The sequence below is a fragment of the Lentibacillus cibarius genome (genome assembly GCF_005887555.1).
GTDB lineage: Bacteria > Bacillota > Bacilli > Bacillales > Amphibacillaceae > Lentibacillus > Lentibacillus cibarius.
This window is the reverse complement of the sequence record NZ_VCIA01000001.1, coordinates 312,663-327,227: the sequence shown is the minus strand read 5'-3', so window position 1 is coordinate 327,227 and position 14,565 is coordinate 312,663. Positions and strand designations below refer to the sequence as shown.

General features: G+C 37.9%; 18 protein-coding genes. 14 read left to right on the top strand and 4 right to left on the bottom strand.

The window, feature by feature from the left end:
* The first annotated feature begins 150 nt into the window (after nt 1-150).
* Complete coding sequence (gene metA, locus FFL34_RS01650; protein WP_138600753.1) at nt 151-1,059, top strand: homoserine O-acetyltransferase MetA; 909 nt, start codon at nt 151-153, stop codon at nt 1,057-1,059.
* A gap of 193 nt (nt 1,060-1,252) precedes the next feature.
* On the opposite strand, the gene FFL34_RS01645 is transcribed toward metA, so the two are convergent.
* From FFL34_RS01645 to FFL34_RS01630, 4 genes are all read right to left on the bottom strand, one after another.
* On the bottom strand, nt 1,253-2,314 hold the full coding sequence (locus tag FFL34_RS01645) for a type II secretion system F family protein (RefSeq protein ID WP_138600751.1): 1,062 nt from the start codon (nt 2,312-2,314) through the stop codon (nt 1,253-1,255).
* A complete protein-coding gene (locus FFL34_RS01640; protein WP_318279543.1) occupies nt 2,265-2,870 on the bottom strand; it encodes a GspE family protein in 606 nt (201 codons plus the stop codon). Before FFL34_RS01640 ends, FFL34_RS01645 begins: the two co-directional genes overlap by 50 nt.
* A gap of 13 nt (nt 2,871-2,883) precedes the next feature.
* A complete protein-coding gene (locus FFL34_RS01635) occupies nt 2,884-4,287 on the bottom strand; it encodes a recombinase family protein (RefSeq protein ID WP_138600747.1) in 1,404 nt (467 codons plus the stop codon).
* 71 nt (nt 4,288-4,358) lie between these two features.
* A complete protein-coding gene (locus tag FFL34_RS01630) occupies nt 4,359-4,985 on the bottom strand; it encodes a LexA family protein (protein WP_138600745.1) in 627 nt (208 codons plus the stop codon).
* Nucleotides 4,986-5,136: 151 nt separating this feature from the next.
* On the opposite strand from FFL34_RS01630, the gene FFL34_RS01625 reads away from it, so the two are divergent.
* The 13 genes from FFL34_RS01625 (at nt 5,137) to FFL34_RS01565 (ending at nt 14,554) form a co-directional block, all read left to right on the top strand.
* Entirely contained in the window at nt 5,137-5,361 is a 225-nt protein-coding gene (locus tag FFL34_RS01625; protein ID WP_199799046.1) for a helix-turn-helix transcriptional regulator, read from the top strand.
* 12 nt (nt 5,362-5,373) lie between these two features.
* Nucleotides 5,374-5,562 (top strand): hypothetical protein, encoded by a 189-nt coding sequence (locus FFL34_RS01620; protein WP_138600743.1) that lies wholly within the window; start codon nt 5,374-5,376, stop codon nt 5,560-5,562.
* A gap of 107 nt (nt 5,563-5,669) precedes the next feature.
* Entirely contained in the window at nt 5,670-6,572 is a 903-nt protein-coding gene (locus FFL34_RS01615) for a transcription termination/antitermination NusG family protein (protein ID WP_138600741.1), read from the top strand.
* Nucleotides 6,569-8,791 (top strand): SF1B family DNA helicase RecD2, encoded by a 2,223-nt coding sequence (gene recD2 / locus FFL34_RS01610; RefSeq protein ID WP_138600739.1) that lies wholly within the window; start codon nt 6,569-6,571, stop codon nt 8,789-8,791. The genes FFL34_RS01615 and recD2 overlap by 4 nt, the downstream gene beginning before the upstream one ends.
* A 36-nt stretch (nt 8,792-8,827) precedes the next feature.
* The gene (locus FFL34_RS01605; protein ID WP_138600738.1) at nt 8,828-9,487 is read left to right on the top strand and encodes a helix-turn-helix domain-containing protein; all 660 of its coding nucleotides are present in this window, start codon (nt 8,828-8,830) and stop codon (nt 9,485-9,487) included.
* Between the two features lie 313 nt (nt 9,488-9,800).
* On the top strand, nt 9,801-10,052 hold the full coding sequence (locus FFL34_RS01600) for a hypothetical protein (RefSeq protein WP_138600736.1): 252 nt from the start codon (nt 9,801-9,803) through the stop codon (nt 10,050-10,052).
* Between the two features lie 219 nt (nt 10,053-10,271).
* Nucleotides 10,272-10,721, top strand: coding sequence for a metal-dependent hydrolase (locus FFL34_RS01595; protein WP_171046241.1), 450 nt, complete (start codon nt 10,272-10,274; stop codon nt 10,719-10,721).
* Nucleotides 10,722-10,836: 115 nt separating this feature from the next.
* Nucleotides 10,837-11,889 carry a ParM/StbA family protein gene (locus tag FFL34_RS01590; RefSeq protein ID WP_138600732.1) on the top strand — a complete coding sequence of 351 codons (1,053 nt, stop codon included), beginning with the start codon at nt 10,837-10,839 and terminating at the stop codon, nt 11,887-11,889.
* Between the two features lie 3 nt (nt 11,890-11,892).
* Nucleotides 11,893-12,249 (top strand): hypothetical protein, encoded by a 357-nt coding sequence (locus FFL34_RS01585; protein ID WP_138600730.1) that lies wholly within the window; start codon nt 11,893-11,895, stop codon nt 12,247-12,249.
* Between the two features lie 181 nt (nt 12,250-12,430).
* Complete coding sequence (locus FFL34_RS01580) at nt 12,431-12,652, top strand: hypothetical protein (RefSeq protein ID WP_138600728.1); 222 nt, start codon at nt 12,431-12,433, stop codon at nt 12,650-12,652.
* Nucleotides 12,653-12,687: 35 nt separating this feature from the next.
* Complete coding sequence (locus tag FFL34_RS01575) at nt 12,688-13,761, top strand: conjugal transfer protein (RefSeq protein ID WP_138600726.1); 1,074 nt, start codon at nt 12,688-12,690, stop codon at nt 13,759-13,761.
* 34 nt (nt 13,762-13,795) lie between these two features.
* A complete protein-coding gene (locus FFL34_RS01570) occupies nt 13,796-14,017 on the top strand; it encodes a TcpD family membrane protein (protein WP_138600724.1) in 222 nt (73 codons plus the stop codon).
* Between the two features lie 72 nt (nt 14,018-14,089).
* Nucleotides 14,090-14,554: a TcpE family conjugal transfer membrane protein gene (locus FFL34_RS01565; protein ID WP_138600723.1), complete on the top strand. Its 465-nt coding sequence runs from the start codon at nt 14,090-14,092 to the stop codon at nt 14,552-14,554.
* Nucleotides 14,555-14,565: the final 11 nt, after the last annotated feature.

The window sequence follows — 14,565 nt, the reverse complement described above, 5'->3', positions numbered from 1 at the left end:
CAATTTATTTTAAACTTTTAAAAGATGGGATAGAATCCACGACTTTTTTACCGGTGAAGTGTGAAAAGGTGTATAGTTAAGTTAAAATGCCAGTAACAATGTATTAATATGAACTTATGGCTAGGTTCAATTGGAGAGGGGAGAAATAAGTTGCCAATTAATATACCAAAGAATTTGCCAGCACGTGATGCGCTGAAAGAAGAGAAGATATTTGTAATGGATGAGGGACGTGCTGTTTCGCAGGATATTCGTCCGTTAAATATACTGATTGTTAATTTGATGCCTGAGAAAGAAAGAACAGAGCTGCAAATTTTGCGTCTGCTTGGTAACACACCGTTACAGATTAACATCACGTTTTTGCGCATGGCCACACACAAAGCAAAAACAGTAAGTGAATATCATCTCGATAATTTTTATAAAACTTTTGGGGACGTGAAGCACCGTCGTTTTGACGGGATGATTATTACAGGTGCACCTATTGAGCATCTCCAGTTCGAGGACGTGAATTACTGGGAGGAATTAATCGATATTATGGAATGGTCCAAAGAAAATGTCACATCCTCCCTTCATGTTTGCTGGGGCGCACAGGCTGCGTTGTATTATCATTACGGTATTGATAAGGTTGCATTGCCGAAAAAGGTTTCTGGTATTTACCAGCACCGTTTAATGGATTCGAAAAACAGATTGTTGCGCGGCTTTGATGAGGTATTTAATGCACCGCACTCCCGCTATACTGATGTCCCGACAAATGCGATTGTTAAGCATCCGGAACTGAATCTACTGGCGACAACATTTGCTAACGAAACATTTATGGCCATGTCAAAAGATGCGAAACATATCATGATCACGGGACATTTAGAGTATGACGCCACAACGCTTGCTGACGAATATGCACGGGATTTGGAAAAAGGGATCGATGTTGATATGCCGCAAAACTATTTTCCGAATAACGATGTCAATGAACGGCCACTGAATACATGGCGTTCGCATTCGCATTTATTGTTTTCCAATTGGCTGAACTATTTTGTGTATCAGCAAACACCGTTTATTTGGACATAATCAAAAAATAACCTGTTCTACAAATGAGCTAGGTAATATTTTGTTTTGCATACAACTGACAACCATCTGTAAATCGAATCACTCACAATCAGTGGGGATTGGAAGAGTAGACTAAGCTCGTCTTATCCTATGAATCAAACCCAATAATAAGTCCGGGTGTTGAATCCCCACTGATTAGAATTTAATTTTATTGTTAAATGGTTTTAATTAGCTGAAACATTGGCCACATGAGAGAAATATAAATGGTAACAATCATTCCACCAAGTATGACAAAGAAGATGGGCTGTATATAAGTAATTGTTTTCATGATTTTACGATGCGTTTCTTCGGTCTGTAGTTCACTATAAACGGTCAAATCTTTCTCCAACGCTTGTACGTCCGAATGCTTCTGAAAGATGATGGATAACTGCTTATCAATGAGCGGTAAGTTTGCCAACAAGTTTGTTACATAAATTCCATGCGATAATTCATTAGTAAGCAAGGAAGCATAGTGGGCAAGAATGGGTTGTTTTTTCTGTTTCGACATATTAATCAAAACTTCTCTTATAGAAAGGCCACTCTTTAATAAGGAGCTGATGTGTATGGCGAATAAAAATGAGATTTGCATTTGCTTATATTGTCGGTAGATTGGGATTAGGGTGTACAGTCTTATTTGTTTATCAATGTCAATCTTTGATTTGTTTAAATGCCATATGACAAATCCTAAACCCAAAATGAACAAGAAACCGATGAAAAAATAACCAATCGTATCAATTAATGTTATCGCAAGCATGAAGGTCGATACAGTTTCCGGAGCTCCCTGGAAAAAATCCAGAAACGTAGGCAGGATGGATTGTTTGATAAAATACAGCAGGAAAGTAAACACAATAAGTAAGATTAATGGATACCGTGCCGTTTCTTGGAACTTTTTCATGTAGACAAATCGTTGTTCAAACATGGTGATACATTTCTCCAAGTTTGTTACCATGTCACCGTTATTACGGACTAAATACAAATAGGATGTGACAACGGGACTGAAACGGGCGTATTCAAGCGCTTCGTCAAATGGGCTACCGGATTTAAGTGACGAAATAACCGAAGTGGCAAGTAATTTCAACTGTTTATCCCACTGAATAATTTCAAGGGCCCTGATTAAGGCATAACCATTTTTTAGCAATCTGGCCAGGCGGTGTAAAAAACGTAACTGCAGCTCTTTGCTAGGTGCTTTACGTTTGGCTGCCGAAAGCCCAAAACGTTTTATCCGAAATAAATCCATGTGCAAAAGCCTTCTTTCGTAAGTGATCAAAAGTGTGAAAGTGGTCCGTCGACTGTAGACCTCCACTGTCTAAAACATTTTCAAGCGTAGTGCCATCCAACATTTCCAGAATGGCAGCACGCCTCGTGGTTTGGTGATTGGTACTAACCGGGATCAGTTGCTGTGCAGCTACTGCAATTAATGACTGTTTCATGTCAGTATTGGTTATTCCCATTTCCAATAAGCGCTGAATAGTACCTTGAGCATTTCCTGCATGTAGTGTACTCAGTACAAGGTGACCTGTTAGTGAAGCATCAAATGCAAACTGTGCTGTGAATCGATCCCTGATTTCTCCAATCATAATAATATCAGGATCGTGCCGAAGAGCAGCCTTTAGCCCTGTTTGATACGTAATACCCGCTTTTTCATTTACTTGTACTTGTAGGATATCGTCAATGTCCTTTTCAACTGGGTCCTCAAGTGTAATGGTTTGAAAGGAATTTTCCTCAAGAATCGATTGCAGTAGCGTATATAATGTCGTTGTTTTGCCACTTCCTGTTGGGCTCGTTATGTAAATACAACTATAACAATCAATAAAAGTCGACGTTTGTAATCTCTATTGAATAGAGGCCACGCTTGGATTTATCTGGTCTTTTAGGTGGTTGCGGTATAACTTGAATCTCGATTTTACGGATAAATGTAGAGACAAACGCTCTTTTTTCATCAAGAGTAAGCAGTCTAAAATTATCGTTGAATGTAAACACAATCTGCTTCAATGCTTCCTTATCTACAACAACAGGGTATTCGTATTCATTGACTTTCTTTTTTAAGTACTCAAACGTTTCCTTGGTTTCATCCATTAATTTTTTAAATTCGTCGTCTGATATTAAATCCGATGCCCAGGCCCTCTGATATTTTTCCCTTTTCTTTTCAATTTGATTGAGTTGATCCGTATAAATTGACTCGCTGGTATCTTCAATGGTTTCGATGTTATCTATATTTACGTTTCTCATGTAGTCATAAAGAGCATCAATTATTTTATGTTCATTTATACTTTTAGTAAATTTCTTTTCTTTTTCACAAGGTTGGCAACGATACATAGCAAATTGATGTTCAGATCCATCTTTCCGTTTTCGTATATACCGATTAACGGATAGGGGATGACCACAGCTAGGACAAGCTATGACACCTTGAAATATATACGTGTTCGTAACATCTCGTCTACGGTGTTGGGTTCGATCGTTCAATATGAGCTGCAACTTCATAAATTCATCCTTGCTTATAATTCCTTCATGGGTGTTTTCGTAGACTTTATCATTCCATCTAGTAGCACCGTAAAGAGCAGGGTTTTTAAGGATTCGTAATACAGTTTGTGCTCTCCATACTGGTTTATCGTTATTTGTTTTATTTAAAAAATCAGCTAGTGCCATCGCAGACATACCAGACTTAATTTTATTAATCATATCTAGTACAATCGGTGCCTTATCATTTTTAATTAGCTTTCTATCCTCTGTCATATCAAATCCGTATGGTACACCCCCCACACGTTCACCACCTGAGACCTTTTCCTCTAAAGCCATTTTAATACGTTCGGAAAGGTTTTCGTTTTCCCATTGGGCAAGTGCAGCAACAATTGTAATAAACATTCTTCCCATCGCTGTTGTCGTGTCGTAAGGTTCCGTTGCTGATTTAAACTTACAATTATATTTTTCCATTTCTTCTAGCATTTCATGGAGATCAATAACCCTTCTAGTAAAGCGGTCTAATCGATACACAAGAATCATAGATATTTTACCTTTTTTAATATCCTTGAACATTTGTTTTAATTCAGGTCGTTCGGTGTCTTTTGCTGATACACCTTGGTCAACATAAAATCTGTAGTCATTCCAACCTTGAGCGGTGCAAAAAGCTACTAATCGTTCGCGTTGGGCATCTATAGAGTAGCCATCTTTTACTTGTTCTAGTGTAGACACTCTTAAATAAATTGCTATCATTGTTATCACCTCGTTTTAAATTAAAAGGGCAGTTAGTTTAACCGCCCTTTCATAAACATTTGGCCAAATGCTTATAAATCCTGTGTGTAACGAATTGCTTTTCCTATTATTTTAGCCGGATTTGATTCATCAACAATAATTGGATGATGCTTTGGGTTGTCGGGCATTAGAAAAACAGTTCCATTTTGTTTTGAAATTCTTTTTAAGGTTGCTTCTGTGTCTCCATTTACAAGAACCGCTGCAATCTCATTTAATTCTACATCGTTTTGCTCTCGAATTAATACAATCGAACCACTTGGAATGGTTGGCTCCATTGAATCGCCTTTTGCTCTTAAGTAATAAAGGTTTCCAATTGGTAAATTTTGTTTTGGTTCAGTGCGGTATTCTTCAAAGTTTTCTTCTACATAGATTGGATCACCACAAGCAATTGTTCCTAAAACTGGAACATATGAAAACTCCTTATTAATTTCATATAAGTTTTCCGGCTGTTTTTCATTTAAGATGTAGCTCTTGGGCAATTTGAAATGATCCGCTATCTTTTGTACGGCACCCATTCGTGGTGTTGACTTTTGTAGTATCCATTTACCAACCGTCGATTCTGATACACCTGCAATTTTGCTAAGATCACTTTGGGTTACATTGTATTTCCTCAATAATGTTTTAATGTTTTCAGATATTATTCGCTCCATTTCACTCATATAAGTTCACCCCCCCTCCGTTTAATGTTATTCTATCATTTAATTCTACTGTTTCAAACGTTTTAGCAATAAAAGTAGAATTTAATTCTAAAGTCGCATTTACTATAGAATTAAATTCTAGTATTGTAGAAAACAGAAAGGAGGTAACAAGATGCAGCAGATGCCACAGATCACATTAAAAGCAGCTAGGGTTAATGCTGGATTGACTATTGAACAGGCGTGCAAAAAGCTTGGGATTTCCCACAGTACATTGGTTAAGTGGGAAAAATATCCTGGTGATCTTACGGCGAATCAGCAAAGAAAAATCCAAGAAGTTTATAAATTTCCGATTGATTATATTTTTTTTGGAACACTAGTAGAATTAAAATCTAGTTAAGGGAGGAGAAAATTGAAAGAAATAACTCAACCCAATATAAGTGAACAAACAATGGAAGAAATGAAACATTTCTTCATGAAGACATCTATTCCGCGAATATTAGAACAAAGAAGAGAGAAGATGAAGCTAAACGTACATCCTGGTCAATCGCCAAAACAGGTTATTCGGAAGCCAGCCAATGGAACTCTTATGAGTATTTAGGGCTTTAAGTTTTAAGTGTATAAGGGATAACTGCGTATTGGTTAAAGAGCTAACGGAAACTCCCAAAAAACATTTGGATGAGGTAACGAAGAAATGAGGTGAGTGTAATGTCTTATTTTGCAATTCAGGTACGTACTGGTTCCGAAATAGAAGTAAAGGAAATGATGACGGAATTATTATCCCGAACTGGATATCAAGGTGTTCAATCAATTTATGCAATGGAAACTTATACTGAGATAGTGAGTGCAAAAACTGATCAACTACATCCCCATGAATTAACATCCTCAGACATATCGGATCATCTATACTCTCAACGACTGCAAGTCAGCTTAAGTAATTTGCGTGTAGCATATGAACACATACAAGACCATCATGATTCCAAATCCATAAATATAAAAGAAGAGTACCGGGAGCAAATTAAAGCAATAACATCGAAATTAAAAAATATCCGAAATGACTCCAAGAAAATTAGCAGTGTACTCCCAGGGTATATCTTATTAGAACTGGATAATAATTTTCATTATTTGCCGAGCCATTTATATCATATGATGGTCTCGATTCCGAAAGTATCAGGGATTCCAAGTCGTATGAATATTCCTGAGCAGGAAGTCAGTGCCTTTTTAAAAGAGGTAGCTATGTCAGCTGAAGTAGAATTACAGTTTGATGAAATCCTAAGTTATCAGGAGTCCAAAAAGAAAGAAGAGAATCTTCTTCATGAAGCAAATGAATGTGTAGGTACGGAAAGAGAAAAAGAACTGTTACGTACAATGGATGACATGGATACAGATTTGGAACAAGAAATAAACGACTTGAAACCATCGTCTTATCCAATAATTGAACGGATTAAGGCATGGGTTAAAAATAAAAGAAAAACTGTTACGATGCCTGTTTCACTTTTCTATGCCATATATCAAGAAGCCAAAGGTGCCGTCCCAGCCAAATATTCTTCTTCTGATTTTATTCATCGTTTACGACGATGGATTCAGAAGCATGAAGTGGTTTTGGAATGATTCTAATAAAAGGCACCATTACCGAAGTGCTATATAGAAATGACGATTTTCTGATTGCCATGATGCAATCCAATGAACAACGAATGAAAATAAAGGGCAATATATATGGAGTAGAAAAAGGAGAGACAGTGGAAGTCTGGGGTGTTTGGGAAACACACTCAACGTACGGAAGGCAGTTTGATGTGGAGAGTTGGCAACGTCCGATTCCACAGACCGAAGAACAGATTCTTGCGTTTCTTTCATCACCGATTATAAAGGGATGTGGAAAAAAGCAGGCTGGGGAGATTGTTCAGACGTTTGGTAAGCAGACGTTGGACGTTATAGCAAAAGAACGTGAATTCTGTCTCTTAAAAATAAAAGGCATAGGGAAGAAGCGGGCCAAAAAGATTGTGGATAGTGTGATGGATACTTTCGGGGTACAGAAGGTTGTATCCGAATTGCTCACCTATGGTATAACCGCCAATATGGCTTTACGGGCCTATAAGGAATATGGTTCGAATACCATCGAAACCATTAAACGAAACCCGTATAAATTGATTGAGCTGAATTTGGTTGGCTTTTTGAAAGCAGATGAGATCGCCAAACGCATGGGAATTATGCCGATATCAAGTTATCGTATTGAAGCATGTCTGCAGTATGTACTGCAAAAACAATGCTTTGAATCTGGACATACGTATATATCTCAACAGGAATTGCTGGAAGAAACGAAAAAGGCATTGAACCATAATGTCACGTCATCTGAGATGGTCACCATGAATGAGCTGGAAGATAGCTTAATGTGTACAGAAGAAAAAATGATTGTCAACGAGGGCGGTTGTATATTCCCAAAGTTCCTGCATAACCATGAGCAACAATTAGGCCGAAAACTCTCCAAAATGAGACGTTTTCGAAATGGGCAAGGCATGCCTACTGTGAAAAAATGTATCGATTGGTATCAAAGAAGAAAGAAAATGATTCTCGGCGAAAAACAGCGGGAAGCTATTCAACAATTATTTGATGAACAGCTCCTTATACTGACAGGTGGGCCCGGTACTGGGAAAACAACCGTAGTACGGGCCATGATAGATATTTATAAGGAAATGTATCCCAAGCATATCATACGCCTTGCAGCACCTACAAGTAGAGCAAGCAGAAAGTTATCACAAGTGGCTGGACAGGATGCGTCAACAATTCATAGGCTGATCGGTTATCGGCAGGGTGAATGGCCGGAGTATCATCCGGATAACCCATTGCCATGCAACCTATTAATCGTGGATGAGATGTCTATGGTGGATGTTAAAGTAGCCAGTCATCTGATACAGGCTCTTAATGACCAAACAAAAGTGTTATTTGTGGGAGACATTGACCAATTACCATCCGTCAGTCCGGGGAATGTTTTGCGTGATATGATTCAAGCCGGACTGCCAACAATAGAGCTGACTGAGGTATTTCGACAAGCACAAGAAAGTCAAATTATCAAAAATGCTCACCGCGTTAATCAGGGCAAGTCAATTGTCTTTGATAAAGAAAAAGACGATTTCTATTTTCTGGTTCAGCAATATCCAAAGAAAATTGCTGCGTTACTTGTACGAAGTGCGAGTCGTTTTCAAGAATTAGGTTATGATCTATCAGATATTCTAGTTCTCAGTCCGATGAAAAAAGGTCCGGTTGGCACAGAAATTTTAAATGAAATGCTTCGAGAAAAGCTTAATCCATCTGACGTAATGAAACAAGAATGGAAAATAGGTAAGAGCCTTTTCCGTCTTGGGGATAAAGTTATTCAGGTGAAAAATAATTATGAGAAGCAAATTTTTAATGGCGATACGGGTGTTATTACCGGATTTAGGCAAAAAACAGATGATGATGGAAACGTTATTGACATTATGGAAATTGACTACTTTGGTAAAGAAATCACATATACCAAAACAGAGACAAAAGAATTGAATCTGGGCTATGCTATTACGATCCATAAAGCACAGGGCGGTGAGGCACCGATTGTGCTTATTCCTGCTACGATAAGTCATTATATGATGTTGGAAAGAAACTTATTATATACTGCTATGACACGTGCAACAGAAAAATTGGTGTTTATTGGAACAAAAAAAGCCTTAAATACAGCTATTGCAAATAACCAAATTATTAAACGCAACAGCAAACTCGCTGAACGAATAAACAAATACACGAATTCATATAAGCCGAGTCAACGGGAAGCTGACATACGGGAATGTGGCAACGTTTGAATCAGAGCGTTGCTTATTCCGAAAGGAAAAAAGATCATGACAGGAAATTTTAGAAAATCGCTCAGCGAGGCTGAAGGTAAAGCACGATCATCTAGCATGCAAAAAGCGGTTGATTTAAGTGAGGTAACCCAGCAGGAAACAAAAGCTAACCAACAGGGATACGGCCTTTACAAATTAAAACAGAAAAATAAAGCACTATTTTGTCAGGCAATACAGGAGAATTTGGATACCGTCATCCAGAGTAAGCATCTAACCAATAGCGAGCTGGGATTGTTGCTGTCACTTATGCCATTAGTGCAATTTCATTCCAATGCCATTATTAATCGCGAAACTAATGAATTTATGAGTATTTCGGAAATAGCACGTTATTTAAATCGAGAGCGTTCAGCCACAAGTAAGACGATATCCCAGCTTCTTGCTAAAGGAATGTTATTTGAGTTTGTGAATGCGCAGGAAATAAAAGCACATAAACGAAATGTATCCCAGCGTCCATTGTTTATGAATCCGGAAATTATTTATGCAGGAGATCGTAACCGCATTAATGCGACATTGGCCAGATTAGTGATGGAATTTGATATATTAGAACGCAAAAAAGTGTATCTAGCCTGGAAACTATGGTTGAAAAATGGACACGAGTTTGGCCGCTTGTATCGGCGTAAAACGTATTTACAATTAAAGCGAAATGAAAGGGTGTGATATAAAACCACACCTTTGAATATTGATGCAGCGGGAGTTAGCTGTGTTATAAAAGGTAGCTGTGGTATCAAATCACACCTTGACATTTCCGGTATTTATAGTTTGGGGGTGTGGCAAAAAAACAACACATGTGTGGTCAAAAAACCACACCCTAAAATTGGTGTCATTGTTGTTATGACAGGAATGATAACGAATAATGCTGAGATTTCCTTTCTCACTCTTCTCTATACAGCTGTCATTCTAAATTATGCGCTCCTACTCAGACGGGTGTAATGTTAGTGAGCCAAAGTAGAAAACAAGACATTTTAAATCAATGGTGTTAAAAGTATCAGCTAACACAAGGCTGGACTGGACCGAAAATATAGCCCCAGTTGTTGCAGGCATTGTTATAACAGCATCCAGCCAAATAAGTGCTTTTCCGAGAGGTGAGATAATCAAGATGCAGATTAGTCTTATAGAATTAGAGAATTTCTTATGGTATATGCAGGACAAAGTGGAAGAAGTTTACCAAGCTGAAACGAAAAAGGCCATACGAGGGTTTTTAGCAGATAAATATGATAAATAAATCGGAAAGAGGGGTAACATGAACCACTTCAAATCAGCGTACACGATTCAAATGTCACAAGTTACATCATGCCCGAAATGCGGTAGCAAAACATACTTATTGTTAGGGAAAATGTCCAATGATCCTGCTTTTTATATCTGTTTCAATTGTACCTGGGTTGGACAATTAGGAATTGGAGAAGTTGTTATGTCTAATAAGTAAATAGAGTGGGGAATGACCATGGAGTGGAGGACGCATCTATTATCTGGAATAGCTGCAGGTTATGTTGTTACAGGTGGGGACTGGCGGGCAGCAGTGGTAGGCGGCATAGCAGGTATTATTCCAGATCTGGATGAGCATAAATCAAAGTTTGGAAAAATCGTGTTCCCGTTATCGTTTTTGATCAATAAAATGTTTGGTCATCGGACGATAACACATTCGCTATTATTTTCTGTATTAATCGTTTTAGTATTGTACCCTCTTACAAGTGAGTGGGTATGGTTATCAGCAGGTGTTGGTTTGTTGGCCCATATTGCAGGGGACATGCTTACCGGGCAAGTGCAGTTTTTCTATCCAGTCCCAAAAGCAATCGGGTTCAACGTTAGACAAAAGACGTTCCACCTGTTAGATCGCTGCACGGCACTGTTGTTACTGGTTTATTTAGGGAGAGAAATGATCACGAACATATAAACCTAATAAATACGGCTAAGCTACACACCTTTTCACACAGTAATCTATTTATCGAGAAGTATGGGAAGAATCCACTATCTAGCTAAATATAAAGGATTGGAAAGGAGAGAAAATTATGGAGCATGTCGCAGTTGATTTGGGTTATGGATATGTAAAGGCTATGTCATCTTCCGGAAAACAAATTGTGTTTCCATCATTAGTAGGGAAAGGATATCATCGAAACCTTACCAGTGTTATGGGGGAGGAACCGAATAATTTAAAAAATATACATGTTCATTTCAAAGGAGAAGATTACTTTGTCGGTGATTTGGCCAAGGAATCACGTTCCGTTTCCCGTATATTTGATCAGGAAAGATTTACTCATGTATATACGCAGGTATTATTAAATGTAGCTGTTCAGTTGGTTACAGATGATGAACATGTACAGGTTTCCACAGGGTTGCCATTGGACTTTTATCAGTCACAGGCAAAGGAATTTAGGCAGGCAATACTGGGAATGCAGCCAATTATGCAATGGGATACTGGTCCATTTAAAGGCCAGGAAAAACGTCTGAATATTGATCTGGCGATGGTGTTTCCACAGGGCGCATCAGCAATTTTTTCAGCTCTCCTAAATCATGAAGGGAAATATACGTATCCGCATTTAATGGAGCAGGGAAATTTTCTTGCGTTAATGGATATTGGTTTTCGAACAACCGATTTTGTTGTAGTCGAAATGCAAAAAAACGGTTCTTTCGTACCGCATGCTAAATTATCGGGAACGGTGGATGAAGGCGTTATTAATTTGCATCGCGACATTAGGCAAGTGTTTAAAGCTCAATCAGGAGGTGCCGATCTGAATGAGTTCCATATCAGTCGAATCTTAAAGAATGAGTTTTTAACCTACAAGAGAAAACGTATTGATTTTGCAGAAGCCATCTATAAAAGTAAGGAATCAATAGCAACGAATATTGCCGATCGGCTAAAAAGTGTCTGGGCAGAAGAAAGCGATCTGTTCGACGCTATTTTTCTGGCAGGTGGCGGTGGTAATTTGTTCGAGTCATTTGTCCAGCCCCACTTTGATCATCGTTTAAAACGTATAACGGAAAGTCAGTTTGCCAATACCATCGGTTACCTTCGGCTTGGACGGTCCATCACCAATCAGAAGCGAGACAAAAAGATGGGTTAGTGTATGCATACAAATTGGAAAAAACGGTATAGTTTTCGTTTAACCAGTGATGATCAAGTAATTTATGAATATCTGGAAAAACTACCTGCCAATCAGCGAAGTGAAGGTATACGAAAGCTGTTAGGTATTGCAGTAAATAGTTCTCAACAAGGACTGGAACAACAAGAAATGATTGATTCTCTAAAGAAAGATATGGAAATACTAAAAGAAAATCAGCAAGAGATGCTGCGGAAGTTGGATAATTGTAATGTGTCGCAAGCAAGTAGTCAGGAAAGTACTTCCAATGAAGTAAATGAACAAACCATGCATGAAACTGCCAATGCTTTTCTTACTTCATTTGGTTTTCAGGAAGATGATTAAACTAATGTCGATTATTCGTGAAAGAAGGTTTCAGTCAAAGCAAAACATATACTGGTAAAGAAAAATAGGCATGAAGGACTTGCTCTGCGGCATCTGCAGGGTATTTTTTATGCCTTGAAAGGGGGAATGTGCAAAGTCTTAGCTTTAATTTTAGTTATTTCATGGAGAGGGAGGTGAACATATGATTCGTTTTTTTCTTGGACTGCTTTTAGGTATATTTTTGTTCTTGGTTGTCGGAAGTATCATTTTGGAAGAGTTTCCGGCTATTCAACCTTTATGGCAAGAGTTTAAAGATGCCATTGTACGTCTATACGATATGGCTTTAGTTCGGTATGGGGCCGTAACTACCTTTCTTATCATTATTGCCATTTTTATCGTATTTGGTTCCAGTAAAAAAATATAAGATAGCAAAAACAGAATGGGAGGGAGGTCAAATGGTTGAAAAACATTCAAAAGAAAAAAGAGAATAAAGAAAACATCAAGGCATTAAAACGTTTTATGCAAAAAATGAAAGTGTTTTTCAGCACAAAGCCTAAAAAAGAGAAACCAGCGCGTCCCAAAAGTTATCTTATGCGTAAGCTCGGTGTCATTACATTTTGGCTGTTATTTTCGTTCATGTTTTTAGTTGTGTTTGTGAACATAACGTCAAACATCAACTCTGGTGCTGAAGTGAAACAAAGCCAGCCGAAACCAATGACAAATCCTGCGACAAAGCCGGAAGCCATTCAGTTTGCTAAAGACTTCACCAAAAATTATTTCACTTGGAAACGTGATAGTTGGAAAGTTCGTGAAAAACGGCTTTCCAACTTTTTGGCTAAAGGACTTGATAGTCAAGCAGGATTGGTTAAGGACAGTCTAAAATGGGATGCATCTGTACAGCACGTTAGTCTGCAGAACGTAGAAAAAATAACAGAAAACAAAGCACATATTATTTTTGAAACAATGACAAAAATGAGCCGAGAGGTGCAAGTAAAAAACGAAAATAAGAAAGATAAGGAAAAAGCAAAAACGAAAACTGAAACCAAAGAAGTAGCCAATTTCTTTGCTGTACCAATTACGTATAACGGAACATCTTATGGTGTTTATGATCTACCATTTATTACAAATGTCGATTCAGCAACGACTGTAACCGAAGAAGCTAATAATTATCGAAAGGATTTAGAGGCGGCAAAAGCTAGTAAGGAAGTGACCAATATTAAAAACTTTTTAGACACCTTCTTTACTAGTTATGCCAAAGACTCAGAAGACCGATTGAGTTATATTTTGACAGATGAGAAGCATCAAAACGGATTACAGGGAGCGTTAAATTTCGTGGAAGTAGGAAGTGCTGATGTATTCCATGGAGAAAAACAATCGAAGTTTATTGTCATTGCTGACGTAACGATGGAGGACCCGGAAACAAGTATTCAATTTGATACCGTATACAGGTTAGTCGTCACCAAGGAGCAAGACCACTACCTTGTATCAAATCTGAAAGCCGATCAAGCAATTAAAGAGCTAGCATCCGAATAAATAAAAAGACAACTTGAAAGTGGGTGATGGATGAATGAGTTTGGAACCATTGTTTAGTTGGTTTACCGAAGAAATACAGTATGTGCTGTTTTTTATCATCATTGTTTTGTTAATGGTGGCTGTTTTTAAACGTGCGTGGTTGTTCGCAGCAGGCGTATTAATTGCAGGATCAATCATTGGTATATTTGTGTTAAACCCGGATCTTATTTTAGGTTTATCTGAATGGTTCAACAAAAAACTGAAAATTGGCCAGTGATATGGCGTCAATTATTTCTTCAAGGAACAGCATTAATCAATGCTGTTCCTTATCTAATTAAAGGAGCTTTATATGCAGGATGAACAAAAAAGGCGTATCCCATTATATGTATTAAATAACTTTTTAAAATTTGATCGTAAGATTTATCAGCTGTTCGGCCTGAAATTGGGCAGACCTATTCCTTTTAAAGGGCTGCTTTATTTACTTGTATTTAGCATAGGAGAAGTTATTTGGCTGGCAATACCGGTTTTAGGCCAATTCATTCGGTGGATTCCCGATGGTATTTTATTTCTTTTACCTATTACGATTGCTTGGTTATTGACAGATGTCGGAACAGAAGGACGATCACCAATCCATTTCTTCCGTTCCTTTCTGTTTTATCATGTACGAAAATTAAGCAGAAAAACATACGTCCATGGACGAAAAATACCCAAAGAAAGTACGCATGTCTTCCATAGTCATTATACCTATGGTGTTAAGATACATCATTTTAAACCTACAACCTATCGTTATAAAGGATTTGTGACTTATAAGTAAGAAAGAAAGGA

Excerpts from the sequence above, each read along its gene's own strand:
- FFL34_RS01645 (WP_138600751.1), bottom strand. The coding sequence starts at position 2,314 with ATGGATTTATTTCGGATAAAACGTTTTGGGCTTTCGGCAGCCAAACGT.
- FFL34_RS01635 (WP_138600747.1), bottom strand. The coding sequence starts at position 4,287 with ATGATAGCAATTTATTTAAGAGTGTCTACACTAGAACAAGTAAAAGAT.
- FFL34_RS01630 (WP_138600745.1), bottom strand. The coding sequence starts at position 4,985 with ATGAGTGAAATGGAGCGAATAATATCTGAAAACATTAAAACATTATTG.
- FFL34_RS01625 (WP_199799046.1), top strand. The coding sequence starts at position 5,137 with ATGCAGCAGATGCCACAGATCACATTAAAAGCAGCTAGGGTTAATGCT.
- FFL34_RS01615 (WP_138600741.1), top strand. The coding sequence starts at position 5,670 with ATGTCTTATTTTGCAATTCAGGTACGTACTGGTTCCGAAATAGAAGTA.
- recD2 (WP_138600739.1), top strand. The coding sequence starts at position 6,569 with ATGATTCTAATAAAAGGCACCATTACCGAAGTGCTATATAGAAATGAC.
- FFL34_RS01605 (WP_138600738.1), top strand. The coding sequence starts at position 8,828 with ATGACAGGAAATTTTAGAAAATCGCTCAGCGAGGCTGAAGGTAAAGCA.
- FFL34_RS01600 (WP_138600736.1), top strand. The coding sequence starts at position 9,801 with ATGGTGTTAAAAGTATCAGCTAACACAAGGCTGGACTGGACCGAAAAT.
- FFL34_RS01595 (WP_171046241.1), top strand. The coding sequence starts at position 10,272 with ATGGAGTGGAGGACGCATCTATTATCTGGAATAGCTGCAGGTTATGTT.
- FFL34_RS01590 (WP_138600732.1), top strand. The coding sequence starts at position 10,837 with ATGGAGCATGTCGCAGTTGATTTGGGTTATGGATATGTAAAGGCTATG.
- FFL34_RS01585 (WP_138600730.1), top strand. The coding sequence starts at position 11,893 with ATGCATACAAATTGGAAAAAACGGTATAGTTTTCGTTTAACCAGTGAT.
- FFL34_RS01580 (WP_138600728.1), top strand. The coding sequence starts at position 12,431 with ATGATTCGTTTTTTTCTTGGACTGCTTTTAGGTATATTTTTGTTCTTG.
- FFL34_RS01570 (WP_138600724.1), top strand. The coding sequence starts at position 13,796 with ATGAGTTTGGAACCATTGTTTAGTTGGTTTACCGAAGAAATACAGTAT.
- FFL34_RS01565 (WP_138600723.1), top strand. The coding sequence starts at position 14,090 with ATGCAGGATGAACAAAAAAGGCGTATCCCATTATATGTATTAAATAAC.